This is a genomic window from Acinetobacter sp. NBRC 110496 (genome assembly GCF_000876115.1).
Taxonomy (GTDB): domain Bacteria; phylum Pseudomonadota; class Gammaproteobacteria; order Pseudomonadales; family Moraxellaceae; genus Acinetobacter.
The window spans coordinates 36,563-52,666 of sequence record NZ_BBTF01000012.1; the positions used below are offsets into that span (position 1 = coordinate 36,563).

Sequence of the window (16,104 nt, forward strand, 5' to 3'; positions counted from 1 at the left end):
ATCCTACTCATTTCCTAAAGATAATGACTCTGCTCTCCGTGCAATCACATAAATCGGATCATAAGTCAGGCGGAAACCCTGTTCATCATAAAACTGTTGATAATCTAAATAAAACTGCTGCAAGGATTGCTTGGTCCAGCGATGTGACTGAGCTGTTGCGGTTACCCCTGTCGCTTTTAAATGCTGCAATACCGATTTGGGATGATCAAAATAAACCTGCTTCAGTTCTTGCGCGATGAACAATACTTCAAAGCCTTGCTGTTCCAAGTACCGTTTCAGTACATCATGATCAATATAAATTAAACCTTGTCCAGTCAGCTGTTTAATTTCAGTGAGATTATCTGGCCCAAAAGTAGAAAAACCAAAATATGCATTGGGTTGTAAGGCACTGTGAATCCGCCGTAATAATGCAGGCAGATCCATCATCCATTGCAATGCTGAACTGGAAATCACCGCATCCAAGCCTTGAGGTAATGCCAGTTGTTCAATATCACCAATCAGCCAATTTACATGTTTAAGATTTAGAAAATGCTGATCGACATCTGCATATAAATCATTTAAGAACAGTTGCTCAACCTGAAAATAAGACTCACATAAATAGGTGAGATTGCCTGAACCACAGCCAATCTCTAGGACTGAATCCAAGTTTTGCGGACAATACACTTTAAGGTATTCAAATAACTGCGCACTAATTTGCTTTTGTACCACAGCATGCTCAACATAGCTTTGCCCTGCTTTGGCAAAACGTCGTGCAACCAATGCTTTATTGATGCTCACAAACACTCCACCAATTGTTCCAATTCAGCTTTTTGCACCAAAGAAGTCAAGGAAATACGCAAGCGTGAACTATTCTGTGGCACTGTTGGTGGGCGTACTGGCATGGCATAAAACCCTTGTTGCTGCACATAGCGTGCTTTTTCAATGGCCGCTTGGCTTTCACCTACGATAATCGGAACAATATGGCTGCTGGATGGACTGGAGAAACCTTTTGCAATTACCGCCTGTTGTAAATACTGACTGATCTCAGTCAAGTGCTGACGCTGCTGCTGCATGCTCAATACTTTATTAAAAATAAAATCTGACCATGCCATCGAGATCGGTGGTAAAGCCGTGCTGAAAATCAATGGACGCATTTTATTGATCAGATAGTCACGGATGATTGAATCACAAATGATATAGCCGCCCACAGACGCAATTGCCTTACCAAAGGTTCCAACCAAGAAATCAATCTGATCCAATACACCATATTGTTCAGCACAGCCCAGACCTTGCTCACCCCTGACCCCAATCGCATGGGCTTCATCGACATACAACATGGTTTTGGCAAAGCGCTGTTTTAACTGTGCCAATGCTGCCAAATCAGTCTCATCGCCATCCATACTAAAAATACTTTCAGTCACCACAATAATGCGTTCAACTTGCTCATCTTGGTGATACTTTTGCAATAATTGTTCCAGATGCTGCAAATCATTATGACGATAACGTACATATTGAGCAGTCGATAGTCGAATGCCATCAATCATACTGGCATGCACCAGTTTATCGGCCAGAATCACGGTTTTGCTATCGGCCAAGGCAGGCAAAAGACCGATATTCATGTGATAACCGCTATTAAAGAGTAAGGCCGTGCGACCAAATGCTTTGCTTAGGCTATTTTCAAATTGCTCATATTCTGCAAAATTGCCTGTAAGCAAGCGTGATGAAGATGAACTAAAGAGTGCTCGTTCAATTTTCAGCGTATCCAGAAATTCTTCTCTTAAACTTAAATCAGCGGCCAAACCTAAATAATCATTGGATGCCAGATTCAACATGCTTCGATCTTGAATGGTGATCCATTTTCCCAGCTGTTGATTTGCAGTAAATTGGCGAAAATTACCTTGCTGTTTAAGTTGCTCAAGCTGCTCGGCATAATGATCAAGCAAAGACATTGGCATTTGCTCCTTGCATATTTTTCACCACTTCGCTCATCTGTGCTAATAAATAATGGAGTTCATCATCCGTGATCACATACGGCGGCATCACATAAACTAATTTACCAAATGGCCGCACCCAAATACCCCGTTCAACGAACTGTTGCTGCAAGGTTTTCATATCGACATTACTGGTTAATTCAACCACCCCGATCGCACCTAACACACGGACATCAGCAACATGATCGAGCTGTGCTAAATCATTTAACTGCTCAGCAAGAATCTTTTCAAGCCGTTGAATATTGGATTGCCAATCCTGTTCTATCAGCAGTTGAGTACTTCTTAAAGCAACCGCACAGGCCAGTGGATTTGCCATAAAGGTTGGGCCATGCATAAACACACCCGCTTCACCACGACTAATGCTTTCAGCCACTTCCTTGGTGGTTAGGGTCGCAGACAGCGTCATATAGCCGCCAGTTAAGCCCTTCCCAATACACATAATGTCAGGTTCAACTTGCGCATGTTCCCAAGCAAACATTTTACCTGTACGCCCAAAACCTGTCGCAATCTCATCAAAGATCAACAGTAAATTGTATTGCTCACACAATGCTTTGGCTTGGCGCAAATATTCAGGATGATAAAAACGCATCCCGCCTGCACCCTGCACAATCGGCTCAATAATCAGGGCAGCAATAGTGTGATGATGTTGTTCGATCTGCTGTTTAAGTTCCTGAATATCGTGTGGATTCCATTCACCATCAAAACGACTTTGTGGCGCGGGAACAAAAATTCGATTGGGTAAACTGCTACCAAAAATCTGATGCATCCCTGTGACAGGATCACAGACAGACATTGCATTCCAGGTATCACCATGATAACCAGAACGGGTGGTAATAAAGTTGGTTTTCTCAGGTTGATGCAATGCAGCCCAATACTGCACTGCCATTTTTAAAGCAACTTCAACCGAAACAGAACCTGAGTCTGCGTAGAAAATCTTATCCAAGCTCGGTGGCGTGATTTTTAATAATAATTTGCCTAATTCAATTGCAGGTTCATGGGTCAGACCGCCAAACATGATATGCGCCATATTCTGTAATTGGTTTGAAACCGCTTGGTTTAGTTCAGGATGGTTATAGCCATGAATGGCACACCACCATGAAGACATGCCATCAACCAAAGTTCGCCCATCTTCTAATTCAATCGTTGCGCCATAGGCACGTTTAACTTTAAAGGTTGGCAATGGATTTAACATCGAAGTATAGGGATGCCATATATGTTCTAAATCAAATAAATCGGTCATCCTCTACCTCATTTGCTGCTATTTCAAAATTTTCCATCAGCCTAATCACGCTTTTAGATACTCGGAAATGTCATCTGCAACCTGCGTGGTATAAACAAGATACAAGGCTTAGTACACTAGATCAAAAGAAAAAATGACAGAAGTGAACAGGTTTTGCAGATGACAAATGGTTTTGCCTACTTTTCCCGAAAGAAAAGTAGGTCGCCGAAGGCATATCCTAGAAAATGGATGAGAACTCGGCATGATTCCATTAGGCCTATAAACCAGGCTCTATCTTAAACTTGTCAAAAGCTAAAATATATTGCGAGAACTTTCAATTCAAGCAAGATTAAACCGTCTGTTGAATAAAATCTTCAATTATTTGCACAGTCTGCTCAACCATAAAGCACGGAAAACCATGCGAAGCTCCATCAATCGAAACAACATATAGATTCTTTGCAGCTAAATCTTTAGTTTTTTGCATAACTTGGTAAGGAACTAAAGCATCATGCTCCGCAAAGACATGTAACTGTCTGCCCTGATAATTTTCATACAACTCAACCAAGTTTAATTGCTCCAGCAACTGCAATCCCTGCCGAAGCAAGGCAATCGGTTGTGGACGAATCAATTCTTGCATAGCCAAAAAGTCTTTTTTTGCTGAACTGGCACCTTGACAGACCAGTAAACCAAAACGCTTTAAAGTACTAATCGCATCCTGTTCAAATGATTGTTTAAATTGGATAAAGGTTTCAATAGGCATGGCAGCCATCCAGTCTGTTTGTGCCACAAAACATGGATTTGACGCTAACGTGATTAAAACTTTCTTTTCAGCATATTGTTGCTGGATTTGATCGACCAGCAAGGTTGCCAGTTGTCCACCAAGCGACCACCCTACAATCACATCAAATTTCACTGCACGTTCAACATGCTGTTGCAAGATGTCATCATTCAGCGCATTAAAGATATTGATCCGCTCAACGCTATGCCCCTTTTGTTCTAAAGCCTCATGTAAAGGTTTTAATAATTCAGCACCACCGCCCCATCCTGTAATCAGTAGAATCTTATAACTCACATGCTTGCCCAATTCTAAAAACGTCAACGCAGTATACGCTGATTAACATTGGTTATTATTTTCCAAATCTACCAAAAGCTGTGCAGGAATCACCTGCTCCCAATGTTGCTTAAACTGTCGATGCACTTGATCAATATCAAAGACACTGTTTCTTGCTACCTGTTGTGCATGCGCAATATCTTTAGCACGCATATAAGCCAGTAAATAATGATCACCATTCAGTTTAAGTTGAAACCAAGATTCAACGGTTACCCCTTCGGCTTGCAGTGTCTGAATGGCTTCGGCTTTACGTTGTTCAATTTCTTGTTGCCAAGCATCAACTTTTGCCTGCGTATTTGCTTTTAGCTTAATTAGAACTGCGCCAACATCCATGCTTTTACCTTTTCTGTTAGTATTTATGAAATATATACAACAAATGCATCACGGGAAAAAACATAATTCACTTACTGCTTATAAGTTAAAACTAAGATTATTTAAGTCATCAGATGAATTTTCGATATACATAATCATTATTTTCTTCATCGATTTTTTCAAACCCGAATTTTTCAAGAATTTTTTTTGAAAATATATTCCGATAATCGACATAAGCCTCTATTTTTTTAACATCTTCATTTTTTTCTAGAAAATTTTTAAGCCAATTTACAGCTAAAGATCCGTAACCTTGATTCCAAAATTTTTTATAAATTACATAACCAATATAAGCCTTGTGCTCATCTTTCAAAATTGTTGCCTGAAGAGTACCAATAGGCTCTTTTCTCTCCAAGTCATGATAGATGATCCAGTTTAACCACACTTCATTTTCACTTTTAGATCCATCTATTAAAAATTGATATCGATCTTTCAACGCTTGTATATTTTTATATTTAACATCTGGAATATATAAATATAATTCATCATCTTGCAAAGATAAAAAAGTTTTATCTGCATCATCGACGCTTAATAAAAAAGTGTTTATTTTATTCATTACAAACCCACCATTTTTAAATAATCATTCATATTTATTTTTCACCACTCAATCTAATTGACTAAGTTAAAAGGATTATTCCTTTTTGTTACTGCGAATTTAATGAAAAAATTGTGCCAACTTTTCATCTATTTCTACTTCTTTTTAAATTCACCATTCAATTAGAATCGATCAAAATCCTGTAAAGAATTTTCTAACACATCTCTTTTGTAAATTTGCTAAAGTAGCTTCTATTACACTTTGAGATCAACATGATGAATATGATAAAGTCCAAAGTTCTCGTTTTATGTAGTTCACTTTTTTTACTCAGCACGCCAAGTCTCAGTACAGCGCAAAGTACCTTATTTTCCAAGCAAGATACTGCACAAAAAGAATGGGTTGGACAGTCTGCGCCAGACTTTAAACTGCAAGATCAGAGTGGCAAATGGCATACCTTGAACCAGTATAAGGGTAAATGGGTAGTGCTATATTTCTATCCTAAAGATAATACGGCGGGCTGTACTCAAGAAGCCAATCAATTTAAATCGCTGTATCCTCAATTTACCAAATCAAATGCTGTGGTGCTGGGTGTCAGTCTGGATGATGTCGCATCACATCAAAAATTCTCAGAAAAACTCGGTTTACCCTTCCCGATTCTTGCTGATGATCAAGGCGAACTGGCCAGTAAATTTGGCATCGTTCGAAATTTAGGAATTGCCAAGATCGCCAAACGAGAAAGCTTTTTGATTAATCCTCAAGGTGCGGTGATGTATCACTACACCAGCGTAAATACTCAAACTCATGCCGATCAAGTCTTGAAAGACCTCAAAACCTTACAAAGCAAATAATCGCTTTGGAAATTCTGAGTCAACTCATCGATTGATCATCTGCCTAGATTTTTAAGTCTAGGCATTTTTATATGCGTTTAAAAATCAATGCCAAGCGAATCATCAATCGGGTTCTGGTCCAGTGTAAACAAGGTCCGCTGATACGGAATGCCTTCCAGATCATACACCTGATAAACCCAATCAAATAACAGTGGTCAGCGTTGGCACCTGTAGTAGGTTTAAGGCTAGATAAGCATGTGACTGATACCATATTGCCATTCGACATCCAAACCTCTGACTACTTTAAATATGCTGCAAGTTTATTTTAAAGGCTTTGCCCTGCAATATATCCGCATTGATATCAGGTAAAACACGGCAATGACTTTAGCGAAGGCAGTTTATTTATCAACTATAGTAAAAAATTCTAGGCCAGATATAAATTTTTCACAAAAAAAGAGAACTTCAAATGAAGTTCTCTTTTTACGTATCACAGCTTAAGATCTGATCGATTAAATTTGTGATTGAATATAATTCTGTAAACCAATCAATTCAATTAAACGTAATTGCTTTTCTAACCAATAGGTATGATCTTCTTCTGTATCTGAAAGCTGCTGACGCAACATATCACGGCTAATATAATCGCCTTTTTCTTCACACAGTTTTATACCCACTGCCAATTTTTCACGGACATGGTATTCAAGGGCTAAATCAGCTTTTAAACAACTCACCACATCGCTACCGACATTGATGTCTTCACGGTTCATATTCGGTTGAGCACCTAGGAACAGTACACGACGAATGATTGAATCTGCATGAGATGCTTCTTCTTGCATTTCATGGTCAATACGCTCATAGATCTTGTTTAAGCCCCAATCTTCGTACATTCTTGAATGAATTAAATATTGATCACGAGCAGCCAATTCACCGCCAATGAGCATATTTAAATAGTCGATGACTTCTGGATTGCCACGCATAATACTTACTCCTATCGAATGACAATATTATGGCCAAGTTACACTGGAATTGCAAAAACAAAAGTGTGTAAGTTTATGATTTTTATAAAATTAAAATGAGAAACATACGCATTTACAGTTCGAATTGGCTGAATTTATCTAAATAAAATAAGCCTTTGCATATCATTTATCAGTTTTAAAATAGATAATTCTATTGAAAATCATTTGTTTGATTTTTTGTAACGACTAGCAATGCTTCTTATTTCGCCAATGTTTTGATCAAAAAAACATAAAAAATGACTGCTCAGCTGTTGTTTGTTCAGTCAAAATTCGGTAAATAACAGCAATCACAAAAACATAATGCGGAAACCACAATGGATAAAAGCAAACCAATTTTGGTCACTGGCGCGACGGGTTATATTGCAGGCTGGATTATTGAACGTCTGTTGAATCAAGGCTATACGGTTCATGCCACGGTGCGAGACCCATCCAAGAAAAATAAGATTCAGCATTTGTATGCTCTTGCAGAGCAATCTTCTGGAAAAATTGAGTTTTTTAAAGCCGATTTACTTGAGCCACAATCATTTGATGCAGCGATGCAAAATTGTGAAATCGTGATTCATACCGCATCCCCTTTTGTGGTAACCAATTACAAAGATGCAGTCAAAGACATTATTGAGCCTGCGGTGAAAGGCACAGAAAATGTATTGGATAGCGTTAATCGTACTGAATCGGTCAAACGTGTGGTACTCACTTCAAGTATTGCCTCAACCTATGGCGATGCAGTTGAGATTCAACACACTGCCAATAATGAGTTTGATGAAAATCACTGGAACAAAACCAGTAACGAAACACACCAGCCTTATCCTTATTCAAAAGTCATGGCAGAACGTAAAGCTTGGGAAATGGCAGAACAACAAAATCGTTGGGATTTAGTCTGTATTAATCCCGCCTTGGTGATGGGGCCATCTCTTACTGATGCGAGCCAGTCAGGTAGTATTGAAGTATTACAACAGTTCGGCAATGGCACCACCTTGTTCGGTGTACCGCCCATGTGGAATGGTATTGTCGATGTTCGTGATGTTGCCGATGCGCATGTGGCTGCTGCATTAAATCCAAAAGCACAAGGCCGTTACATTATTTGTGGTGGCACACTCAGTTTATTGGACATGGGTAAGGCACTTACTCAGAAGTTTGGCTATAAGTTTCCATTCCCGCACTTTACTGTACCAAAAACTGCCTTTTCATTTGTCGCACCAATCCTCGGTTATTCACGTCAATTTGTAAAATTGAATATGGGTTACCCAATCTATTTTAATGCGCAACGCAGTGTCAAAGAGCTTGGGATTGAATATCGTGATGTACGTGAAAGTGTCTGTGAACATTTCCAGCAATTGCTGGATGATGGCATTGTGAAAAAATATATTTAACATCAAAAAAAGGCGGCATAAATGCCGCCTTTTTTATCCCTTCGTCCTAACTCAAAACTTAAATAAAGAATCAGGCTTCATACTGCTTCAAAAATTCTAAGAACTCTTGCTCATTCAAAACTCGAATGTCTAATTTCTGCGCTTTATCTAGCTTACTACCTGCCTTCTCGCCAGCAACCACACATTTGGTTTTACTCGACACACTACCACTGACACGTGCACCTAAGGCTTGAAGTTTCTGGGTTGCTTCATCACGCCCCATGGTTTCCAGTGTTCCTGTCACGACCCAACTCTCACCATTTAATGGCTGACGCGTTGGTGCAGTTGGTGCATCCCAATGAATGCCTGCCGCCATTAAACGATCCAACACTTCAACGTTATGCGGTGCTTGGAAAAAGTCGGCAATCCATTCTGCGGTAATATCACCTACATCTGGGGTTTTCTTGAGTGCTTCAATATCCGCAGCTTTTAAAGCTTCAAGCGTCTGAAAGGTATTCGCCAGCATACGTGCGGTGGTTTCACCCACCCCACGAATCCCCAAGGCATAAATAAAGCGTGCTAAAGTGGTTTTCTTACTGGCTTCAATCGCATCAATCAGGTTCTGAACCGATTTCTCACCCATTTTCTCAATGGTCAATAAAGTCGCGCGGTGCTCATGCAAATGATAAATATCAGCCACATCTTTAAGTAGGTCGAGATGCAGAAGTGACTCCACCCAACGGTCGCCTAAGCCTTCAATATCCAAAGCTTTACGTGAAACAAAGTGACGAATGGCTTCAATCCGTTGCGCAGCACAATACAGGCCACCCGAACAACGTGCTAATGCTTCACCCTCTGGCATCACCACAGGTGATTCACAGACTGGACAATTGGTCGGAAGATGCACCATCTCCGCATCGGCAGGTCGGAACTCAGCCCAAACCTTCTCAACTTTTGGAATCACATCACCGGTACGATAGACACTGACGGTATCGCCAATACGCACATCTAAACGATGGATTTCACCAATATTATGCAAGGTCACATTAGACACCGTCACCCCACCAACAAAGACGGGTGTTAAACGCGCAACAGGTGTCAATGTTCCAGTACGTCCCACTTGCCAGTCAATATTTTCAACTTTGGTCAGCGCCGCCTGTGCCGGGAATTTATAGGCCGTTGCCCAACGTGGTTCACGACTCAAAAAGCCTAATTGTTGTTGCTGTTTAAGGCTATCCACCTTAATCACCATGCCATCAATTTCAACTTTAAGCTCTGGACGCTCTTGTTGAATCTGTTCATAGCGTTGTTGTACTTCTTCAATCGAAGCACACAGGAATTGACGCTCAGCAATTTCAAAACCAAACTTGGTGAGCCAATGCAAACTATCATGCATGGTCTCAAGCCCGTGATCTGGCTGGCACTGTGCAATCCCATAAGCATAGAACGCCAATGGACGTGAAGCGGCAATATTTGGGTCTAGCTGACGCAGGCTTCCGGCTGCGGCATTACGTGGGTTGGCAAAGGTCTTGTCGCCTTTGGCTTCTTGATCGGCATTGAGTTTTTCGAAGCCTTGTTTTGGCATTAACACTTCACCACGTACTTCCAGAAACGCTGGAATAGCTTGATGCTGACTGGATAACACCTTCGGCAGATTACGAATGGTTTTGACATTTTGGGTAATATCTTCACCTGTCTCACCATCCCCACGTGTTACCCCACGAACCAATATGCCATTTTCATACCACAGTGAAATTGCCAAACCATCCAGTTTCAGTTCAACATCATATTGAACCTCTTGGTGGGGTAAACGCTCGTCAATACGACGGGCAAAGGCAAACAGATCTTCCTGATTAAAGACATTGCCCAATGACAGCATTGGCACTGCATGAGTCACACTTTCAAATTTTGATAGCGCTTGACCACCCACCTTATTGGTCGGGGTATCCGCCTGAATACAGTCTGGATATTGTTGTTCTAAGGCTTTGAGCTGATGAAATAAATGGTCATATTCACTGTCAGAAATGGAAGGTTGATCCATCACATAGTAAGCATGATTGTGTTTTGCAATCAGTTGAATCAACTGACGCATTTGCTCAATAACTGAGTTGTGTTCCATTTAAATTTCACCATATAAAAGGGCGGAAAAACCGCCCTATAATTTTTTACTGAATTTAGTATATCGAACCTGAGTTAGACATGAAATATGATACTCAGAAATGTCATCTGCAACCTGCGTGATTTAAACAAGATAATGTTTTTGCAATAAAATCACTTTAATGAAAGTAGTGAACAGGTTTTGCAGATGACAATGGTTTTGCTTACTTTTGTCGAAACAAAAGTAAGTCGAACCGAAGGTTTAACCTAAAATAGGATGAGAACCGAACATGACTCCGTTAAGTTCTTTATTTTTCAAATTTAAAAACATGTTAATCAGTTTATGAAAAAGCAACTAATTAAACCGTCGCCTGATTTGGACGATAATCAATCACATGATGACGCCAATGTTCTTTCAACTGCGGTGTAAACTCCAAATTATTTTCATCATAGACCTTGCCATCGACTTCACGCGCAATTAATCCCGCAATACTGGTCATCATGTCATAACCCGTAACCGCTTTGCTATTTGGCAGCGCAAGGAAAAATGCTAGACCTTGGACTTGTTCGCCAGATAAGCTTTCCAAATCAAAACCTGCTGGACCATTATCCGTCATACGCAGCACAGAGAACATCAAGGCACTTGGCTCATCAGTGTTTTCATAACGATGGAAACACGACATTTCACCGAAACGTAGACCGTATTTTAACAATACCTTGAGTGCTTTATCGCCTGATAAGGCACGGCGTGGATTCGGATAAACATTCAAGGCGATAATCTGTTCTGCGGTGGCTAAAGCACTTTCATCATCATAACGCTGCTGTTCATGTAAATGTACATCCAGAATATTACTTTCACCATCAAACTCTTCTATTGCGACGGTTTCAATATTTGGATTTAAACTAAGCTCAGCTTCCGCTTTGCTGTCCTCAGCCTTTTCGGCATCGTTTACATTCGCTGCTTCTGCCGCGATCACTGTTTCGGACTCAGTCGTTGCTGTCTCATCTTTTTGAGCAACTTCAAGCTCTGCTGTAGGTTCAACAACCTGTTCTGCTTTAGCAGTTTGTTCAGTTTCCGTCGTTTTTGCTTCTACACTAGCCGCATCAACTACTTGCTCTGCCACAGGCTCAGATGCAATTGCTTCAGTATTTAAACTTGGCTCAACACGTTCAGTTGTGGTGACCACTTCTTTTTGTAAAAGCTGGTCACGTACATGACGTGGAATCACAGGTTGCTGACTTTCAGGATTAATATGTAAATCTGCATCTAATGATGGCTCAACTGGTTTTGGTTTTCTTAAAATCATGATTAAACCAACGAGCATAATCGCAACGGCAGCAACAATGCCTATTATTGTATTCATTTCCATACTAAGACTCCGCAACTAACCCGTATTCTTTTGCCTGTTCTAAATCGACAGTCACTAATTTTGATGTGCCTGGCTCTGGCATGGTGACTCCAAGTAAATCAGTTGCCATGGTCATCGCCAATTTATTATGTGTAATGTAAATGAATTGCACTTGTTCAGAAAGCTCTTTTACCAAATTACAATACCGTTGTACATTGGCATCATCAAGTGGCGCATCAACTTCGTCCAGTACGCAGAACGGTGCAGGGTTCAATCTAAAGATGGCAAATACCAAAGCCAAAGCTGTTAGGGTCTTTTCACCACCTGAAAGCAAAGCCAAGGAACTGTTACGCTTGCCAGGTGGGCGTGCCATCAACTTCACCCCAGACTGCCAATCATCTTCAAGACTTAAAGTCGCTTCGCCACCACCAAACACCTTTGGAAACAACAGTTGCAGTTCTTGATTGACCTGATCAAAGGTGGTCATAAACAACTTACGGGTTTCCTGATCAATACTTTTCATCGCGTCTTTGAGCTGATCAACGGTATTTTGTAGATCTTGCATCTGATGACTCAGTTCATCAAAACGCTGTGATACTTCTTCATATTCTTGTGAAGCTGCCAAATTCACTGCACCAATTTTTTCAAATTGCTGCTGCGCTTTTTCCAGTTTCTGCTGATGATCTTTCATTTCAATCGACACATCAGATAAAGCGTCTGTATTCAGTTCTTTCAACTGCTCCAGATAATGTTCACGATCTGATTTCGCTGCCTGCCAAGCCAAACGCTTTTGTTCTAACTGCTCGCGCACCTGCTCATCTTTTTGCTGTGCTTGATGGCGTTGTTCCGTCAGTTGCTGCTGCTTCTCTTGCACTTGATTCAGTTCAAGCTGCCATTCATTCCAGGTTTTTTGCAGCTTTTCTGTTTGCTGGAATTGCTGTTGAAATTGTGACTCCAAGTTGGGTAGTTCAAGCTGGATCGGATCAACAAACTTCTTGGCCTGTTCGATTTGTTCGATGATTTGACGATATTGTGTTTTTAGGAACGAGATATCTTTCTCTAACAACTCAATTTGCTGATTGGCTTGTGAAGTTTGGCGACGCAAAGTTTCACGTTGCTGCTGTTGTTGAGTCAGCTGCTGTTGTTGCTCATCCAACTGCTCATTCAAGTTTTCTACCTGAAATTGCAAAGTCTTATAATTTGGCAACACGGCTTCTAATTTCAGTGCAAGCGCATGTAGATCAATCTCCAGATCATCACGCTGCATGGCATCTTCTTCAAGCTGTAGATCAAGCTGTTTCAGTTGATCTGCCAGTTGCTGTTGCTGCAATACAAAGGCTTGTGCCGTACTTTGCAGCTTGGCAATTTGTACATCCAGCTGTTGCAGTTCTTTTTGCTTTTGCTTCAGGTTTTGTTGTTGCTGCTGCAAGCGCTGTTGCTGCTGTTGCAAAGCCTGCTGCTGTTGCGAAAACTGATGTTCCAGATCAAGCAACTGCGGTTGTTTCTGTGCGAGTTGCTGTTCAATTTCCTCTAAACGGACTTGATGACTGAGCATGCCCTGCGCAGTTTGGCTGTCTTCATCGTAATGCAAAGCAATTACCCAGTCCGCCCCGACATGATAACCATCCAGCGTTAAAATGGATTGTGCGTGCTGGAGATCCGCTTGGTATCGCAAAGCTGTGGCTAAATCTTCTGCAACGGCGACATTGGACCATAAAGAAGATTGTGGTGCTTCGATCCAGTCTGATAGATATTTTAAATCTCCCCTACCCCCTCTTTGAAAAAGAGGGGAACTCCTCCCTTTATCAAAGGGATGAGGAACGGTTGTAGTTCCGCAAGAGGGATTCTTTAACTGTCTCGCCACACCTTGCTGAAATGACTGTTCACCATCCAGTAAATACGCTTGCAACCACTTGGCTAAAAACTTCTCAATAATGCTTGCATGCGCTTTAGCTTGAGCGCTCAAACGTAGGCTTTGCATCAATCGAACTGCATGTTGATCCTGCTTCGGACTTTGCTTGGCAACGAGCTGATTCAAGTTCTTTTGTTCAGCCAATAAAACCTGAATCTCGGTTTTCAGGCTTTGCAGATCCGTTTTGTTCGTCTGTTGTTGATCTTGCTGTGTCTGGACATTCTGCTGTAATTGCTCAATTGCAGTTTCTAATGCAATGATTTCCTGTTGCAGTTGTTGCTGCAATTGTTCTAGCTGCGCTTGCTCATCATCCTGAACCTGAGCACGAATCTGAGTGGTTTGCGTTTGCAAGGTCTGCTTTTGCTGCTCAATCCGCAGCACATTCTTACCCAACTGCTCAATTTGCGCGGCCATCTGCAACTTTTTTTGTTGTTGCTGATCGACTTGGATTTTCAGTTGTTCAAATTGCTGCTGTGCTTGCTTATGTTGTGCTTGAACATCGCTAAAATTGTGCTCAGCCGTTTGTGTCTGCTGCTCTAAGGCAAGCAAAGTTTCATTTTGCTCATCAAATTGGGTACTTAGAGTTTCAACCTGCAATTCGGAGAGTTGCAAACGCTCTTTGGTTTGTACTTTCTGCTGCTCAAGTTGCTGCAAACTGGTACTGTTTTGTTGGAATAAACTCTGTTTTTGTTCCAAAGTCATTTTTAATTCAGACAGTTTTTTCTCGGCTTGCTGCCATTCATGCTGCAAAGGTGAAGACTGCTGAATTAAGCGTTGGAATAAAGCACTGGTGGCTTCAAGATCGTGCTCAATGGTCTGTGACTCAGAACGAACCAACTTAAAGTTTTCACCCAGTGCCGTCATTTCCACCGTATATTCTTGTTGTAGCTTTTGACTTTGATTGGCTTGAAACGAAAGGATTTCGATTTTTAAAGTACGGATCTGTCCTTCTAGGCTCTTATATTGAATTGCAGCTTCTGCCTGACGTTTTAAACTTCTGAGCTGAGATTTGAGTTCAGCCGCAATATCATCTAAACGTGCCAGATTTTGTTCAGTATGCTCTAAATGCTGTAAGGTTTCACGACGACGTGCCTGATAACGCGATACACCGGCCGCTTCTTCAATAAACACACGCATTTCTTCGGGCTTGGCATCGACCAAACGGTTAATCATGCCCTGTTCAATCACCGCATAAGAACGTGGTCCTAAACCCGTCCCCAAGAAAATATCGGTAATATCACGACGGCGGCAACGGGTGCCATTCAGGAAATATTCAGATTTACCTTCACGTGTGACCTGACGACGAACCGCAAGCTCGCTATAGGCATTATAAGCGCCACCGAGTTTGCCGTAGGTATTGTCAAAACGAAGTTCAACGCTGGCAACCCCGACGGGTTTGCGCTTGGCGGTGCCTGTAAAAATGACATCCTGCATACTGCCGCCACGCAATTGACGTGCGTTGGACTCGCCCATTACCCAGCGAATTGCATCAATGACATTCGATTTACCACAACCGTTCGGTCCAACCACCGCAGTACGGTTGGCCTTAAAATGTAATGTTGTACTATCGGCGAAAGATTTAAAGCCTGAAAGTTTTAAACTGCTTAAACGCATACTGCCCTAACTAGCGGCGTGAGCGTCTAGCCCAAGCCAATTCAATCTGTTTCATACGTGTCAGAGATTCCAACACAAGGTTGCGCAAGTGTCGACAAAAATCTTCCATAAATAAAGCAGCTTGTTGTGATTTTCGGATCAAAATAGCATCAATCACCAACTTAAACAGCGTAAACGATTCTTGTAGCTCTCGACGGGAAGTATTCAGAGTCAAAAAATAGCTACGGCGTAAGGAAGGGAGTAGCTCCTTATAAAATTTCATCAGATAAGGATTCGCTACCATCTCATGCTGTTCTGCTAAATATTGAAAGATCGCATCGTAAAATTTTTCAATATCACCTGCACGGACAAACTCAACCAGTTGATCCAATAAAGTTTGTAGTTGTTCTGCTTCATTAACCCGCCACGTTTCACTGATACGTTGCACAATGTGTCCAAGTACCATCACATTGGTATCAAATAAAGCTTTGACCTGCTGAGCTGACATTTCAGAGACAATGGCACCACGACGTGGAAAAATTTCAATTAAATAAGTACGTTCCAGTAATAGCAATGCCTCACGAACCGAGCCACGGCTGACATCTAACTCTTTCGCAATGCGCAACTCCTGAATGCGTTCGCCTTCAACCAGCTCACCACTAATAATTTGTTCACTAATATATTTTGCAATCTGTTCAGAAAGACTATCAGCCTCTTCGAGATTCATGAGCCCCTCGCTATCTTTGTTATACACATTGAC

At 41.3% G+C, this 16,104-nt stretch carries 13 protein-coding genes and 2 pseudogenes; 3 read left to right on the top strand and 12 right to left on the bottom strand.

Annotated elements, in window-relative coordinates; genetic code table 11:
• Positions 1-3 precede the first annotated feature (3 nt).
• From bioC to Aba26S_RS08235, 6 genes are all read right to left on the bottom strand, one after another.
• Positions 4-777 (bottom strand): malonyl-ACP O-methyltransferase BioC, encoded by a 774-nt coding sequence (gene bioC, locus Aba26S_RS08210; protein ID WP_005239332.1) that lies wholly within the window; start codon positions 775-777, stop codon positions 4-6.
• Complete coding sequence (locus Aba26S_RS08215; protein WP_043971256.1) at positions 774-1,928, bottom strand: 8-amino-7-oxononanoate synthase; 1,155 nt, start codon at positions 1,926-1,928, stop codon at positions 774-776. Before Aba26S_RS08215 ends, bioC begins: the two co-directional genes overlap by 4 nt.
• Positions 1,915-3,210, bottom strand: coding sequence for an adenosylmethionine--8-amino-7-oxononanoate transaminase (bioA, locus tag Aba26S_RS08220; RefSeq protein ID WP_043971258.1), 1,296 nt, complete (start codon positions 3,208-3,210; stop codon positions 1,915-1,917). The genes Aba26S_RS08215 and bioA overlap by 14 nt, the downstream gene beginning before the upstream one ends.
• 328 nt (positions 3,211-3,538) lie before the next feature.
• Entirely contained in the window at positions 3,539-4,261 is a 723-nt protein-coding gene (locus Aba26S_RS08225) for an alpha/beta fold hydrolase (protein WP_043971335.1), read from the bottom strand.
• A 42-nt stretch (positions 4,262-4,303) separates the two neighbouring features.
• Positions 4,304-4,633, bottom strand: a complete 330-nt coding sequence (locus Aba26S_RS08230; protein WP_043971260.1) for a DUF6176 family protein — start codon at positions 4,631-4,633, stop codon at positions 4,304-4,306.
• A gap of 109 nt (positions 4,634-4,742) precedes the next feature.
• Positions 4,743-5,225, bottom strand: a complete 483-nt coding sequence (locus Aba26S_RS08235) for a GNAT family N-acetyltransferase (protein ID WP_005239341.1) — start codon at positions 5,223-5,225, stop codon at positions 4,743-4,745.
• Between the two features lie 251 nt (positions 5,226-5,476).
• Here Aba26S_RS08235 and Aba26S_RS08240 point away from each other — a divergent pair, with 251 nt between their 5' ends.
• On the top strand, positions 5,477-6,052 hold the full coding sequence (locus tag Aba26S_RS08240; RefSeq protein ID WP_043971262.1) for a peroxiredoxin: 576 nt from the start codon (positions 5,477-5,479) through the stop codon (positions 6,050-6,052).
• Positions 6,053-6,129: 77 nt separating this feature from the next.
• Here Aba26S_RS08240 and Aba26S_RS08245 read toward each other — a convergent pair.
• Positions 6,130-6,240 (bottom strand): annotated as a pseudogene (locus Aba26S_RS08245) (LysR family transcriptional regulator); the annotation flags it as partial.
• A gap of 106 nt (positions 6,241-6,346) precedes the next feature.
• Between Aba26S_RS08245 and Aba26S_RS21380 the strand changes: the two are divergent.
• Positions 6,347-6,459: pseudogene (locus tag Aba26S_RS21380) on the top strand (hypothetical protein); the annotation flags it as partial.
• Positions 6,460-6,540: 81 nt separating this feature from the next.
• On the opposite strand, the gene bfr reads toward Aba26S_RS21380, so the two are convergent.
• A complete protein-coding gene (gene bfr, locus Aba26S_RS08250) occupies positions 6,541-7,005 on the bottom strand; it encodes a bacterioferritin (RefSeq protein ID WP_005239345.1) in 465 nt (154 codons plus the stop codon).
• A gap of 353 nt (positions 7,006-7,358) precedes the next feature.
• On the opposite strand from bfr, the gene Aba26S_RS08255 reads away from it, so the two are divergent.
• Entirely contained in the window at positions 7,359-8,414 is a 1,056-nt protein-coding gene (locus Aba26S_RS08255) for an aldehyde reductase (RefSeq protein WP_005239347.1), read from the top strand.
• A 70-nt stretch (positions 8,415-8,484) separates the two neighbouring features.
• Here Aba26S_RS08255 and ligA read toward each other — a convergent pair whose 3' ends face one another.
• From ligA to Aba26S_RS08275, 4 genes are all read right to left on the bottom strand, one after another.
• A complete protein-coding gene (gene ligA, locus Aba26S_RS08260; RefSeq protein ID WP_043971264.1) occupies positions 8,485-10,512 on the bottom strand; it encodes an NAD-dependent DNA ligase LigA in 2,028 nt (675 codons plus the stop codon).
• Between the two features lie 337 nt (positions 10,513-10,849).
• Positions 10,850-11,860: a cell division protein ZipA C-terminal FtsZ-binding domain-containing protein gene (locus Aba26S_RS08265; protein ID WP_043971266.1), complete on the bottom strand. Its 1,011-nt coding sequence runs from the start codon at positions 11,858-11,860 to the stop codon at positions 10,850-10,852.
• 1 nt (position 11,861) lies between these two features.
• On the bottom strand, positions 11,862-15,365 hold the full coding sequence (gene smc / locus Aba26S_RS08270) for a chromosome segregation protein SMC (protein WP_043971269.1): 3,504 nt from the start codon (positions 15,363-15,365) through the stop codon (positions 11,862-11,864).
• Between the two features lie 10 nt (positions 15,366-15,375).
• Positions 15,376-16,071 carry a GntR family transcriptional regulator gene (locus tag Aba26S_RS08275; RefSeq protein WP_005239356.1) on the bottom strand — a complete coding sequence of 232 codons (696 nt, stop codon included), beginning with the start codon at positions 16,069-16,071 and terminating at the stop codon, positions 15,376-15,378.
• Positions 16,072-16,104 lie beyond the last annotated feature (33 nt).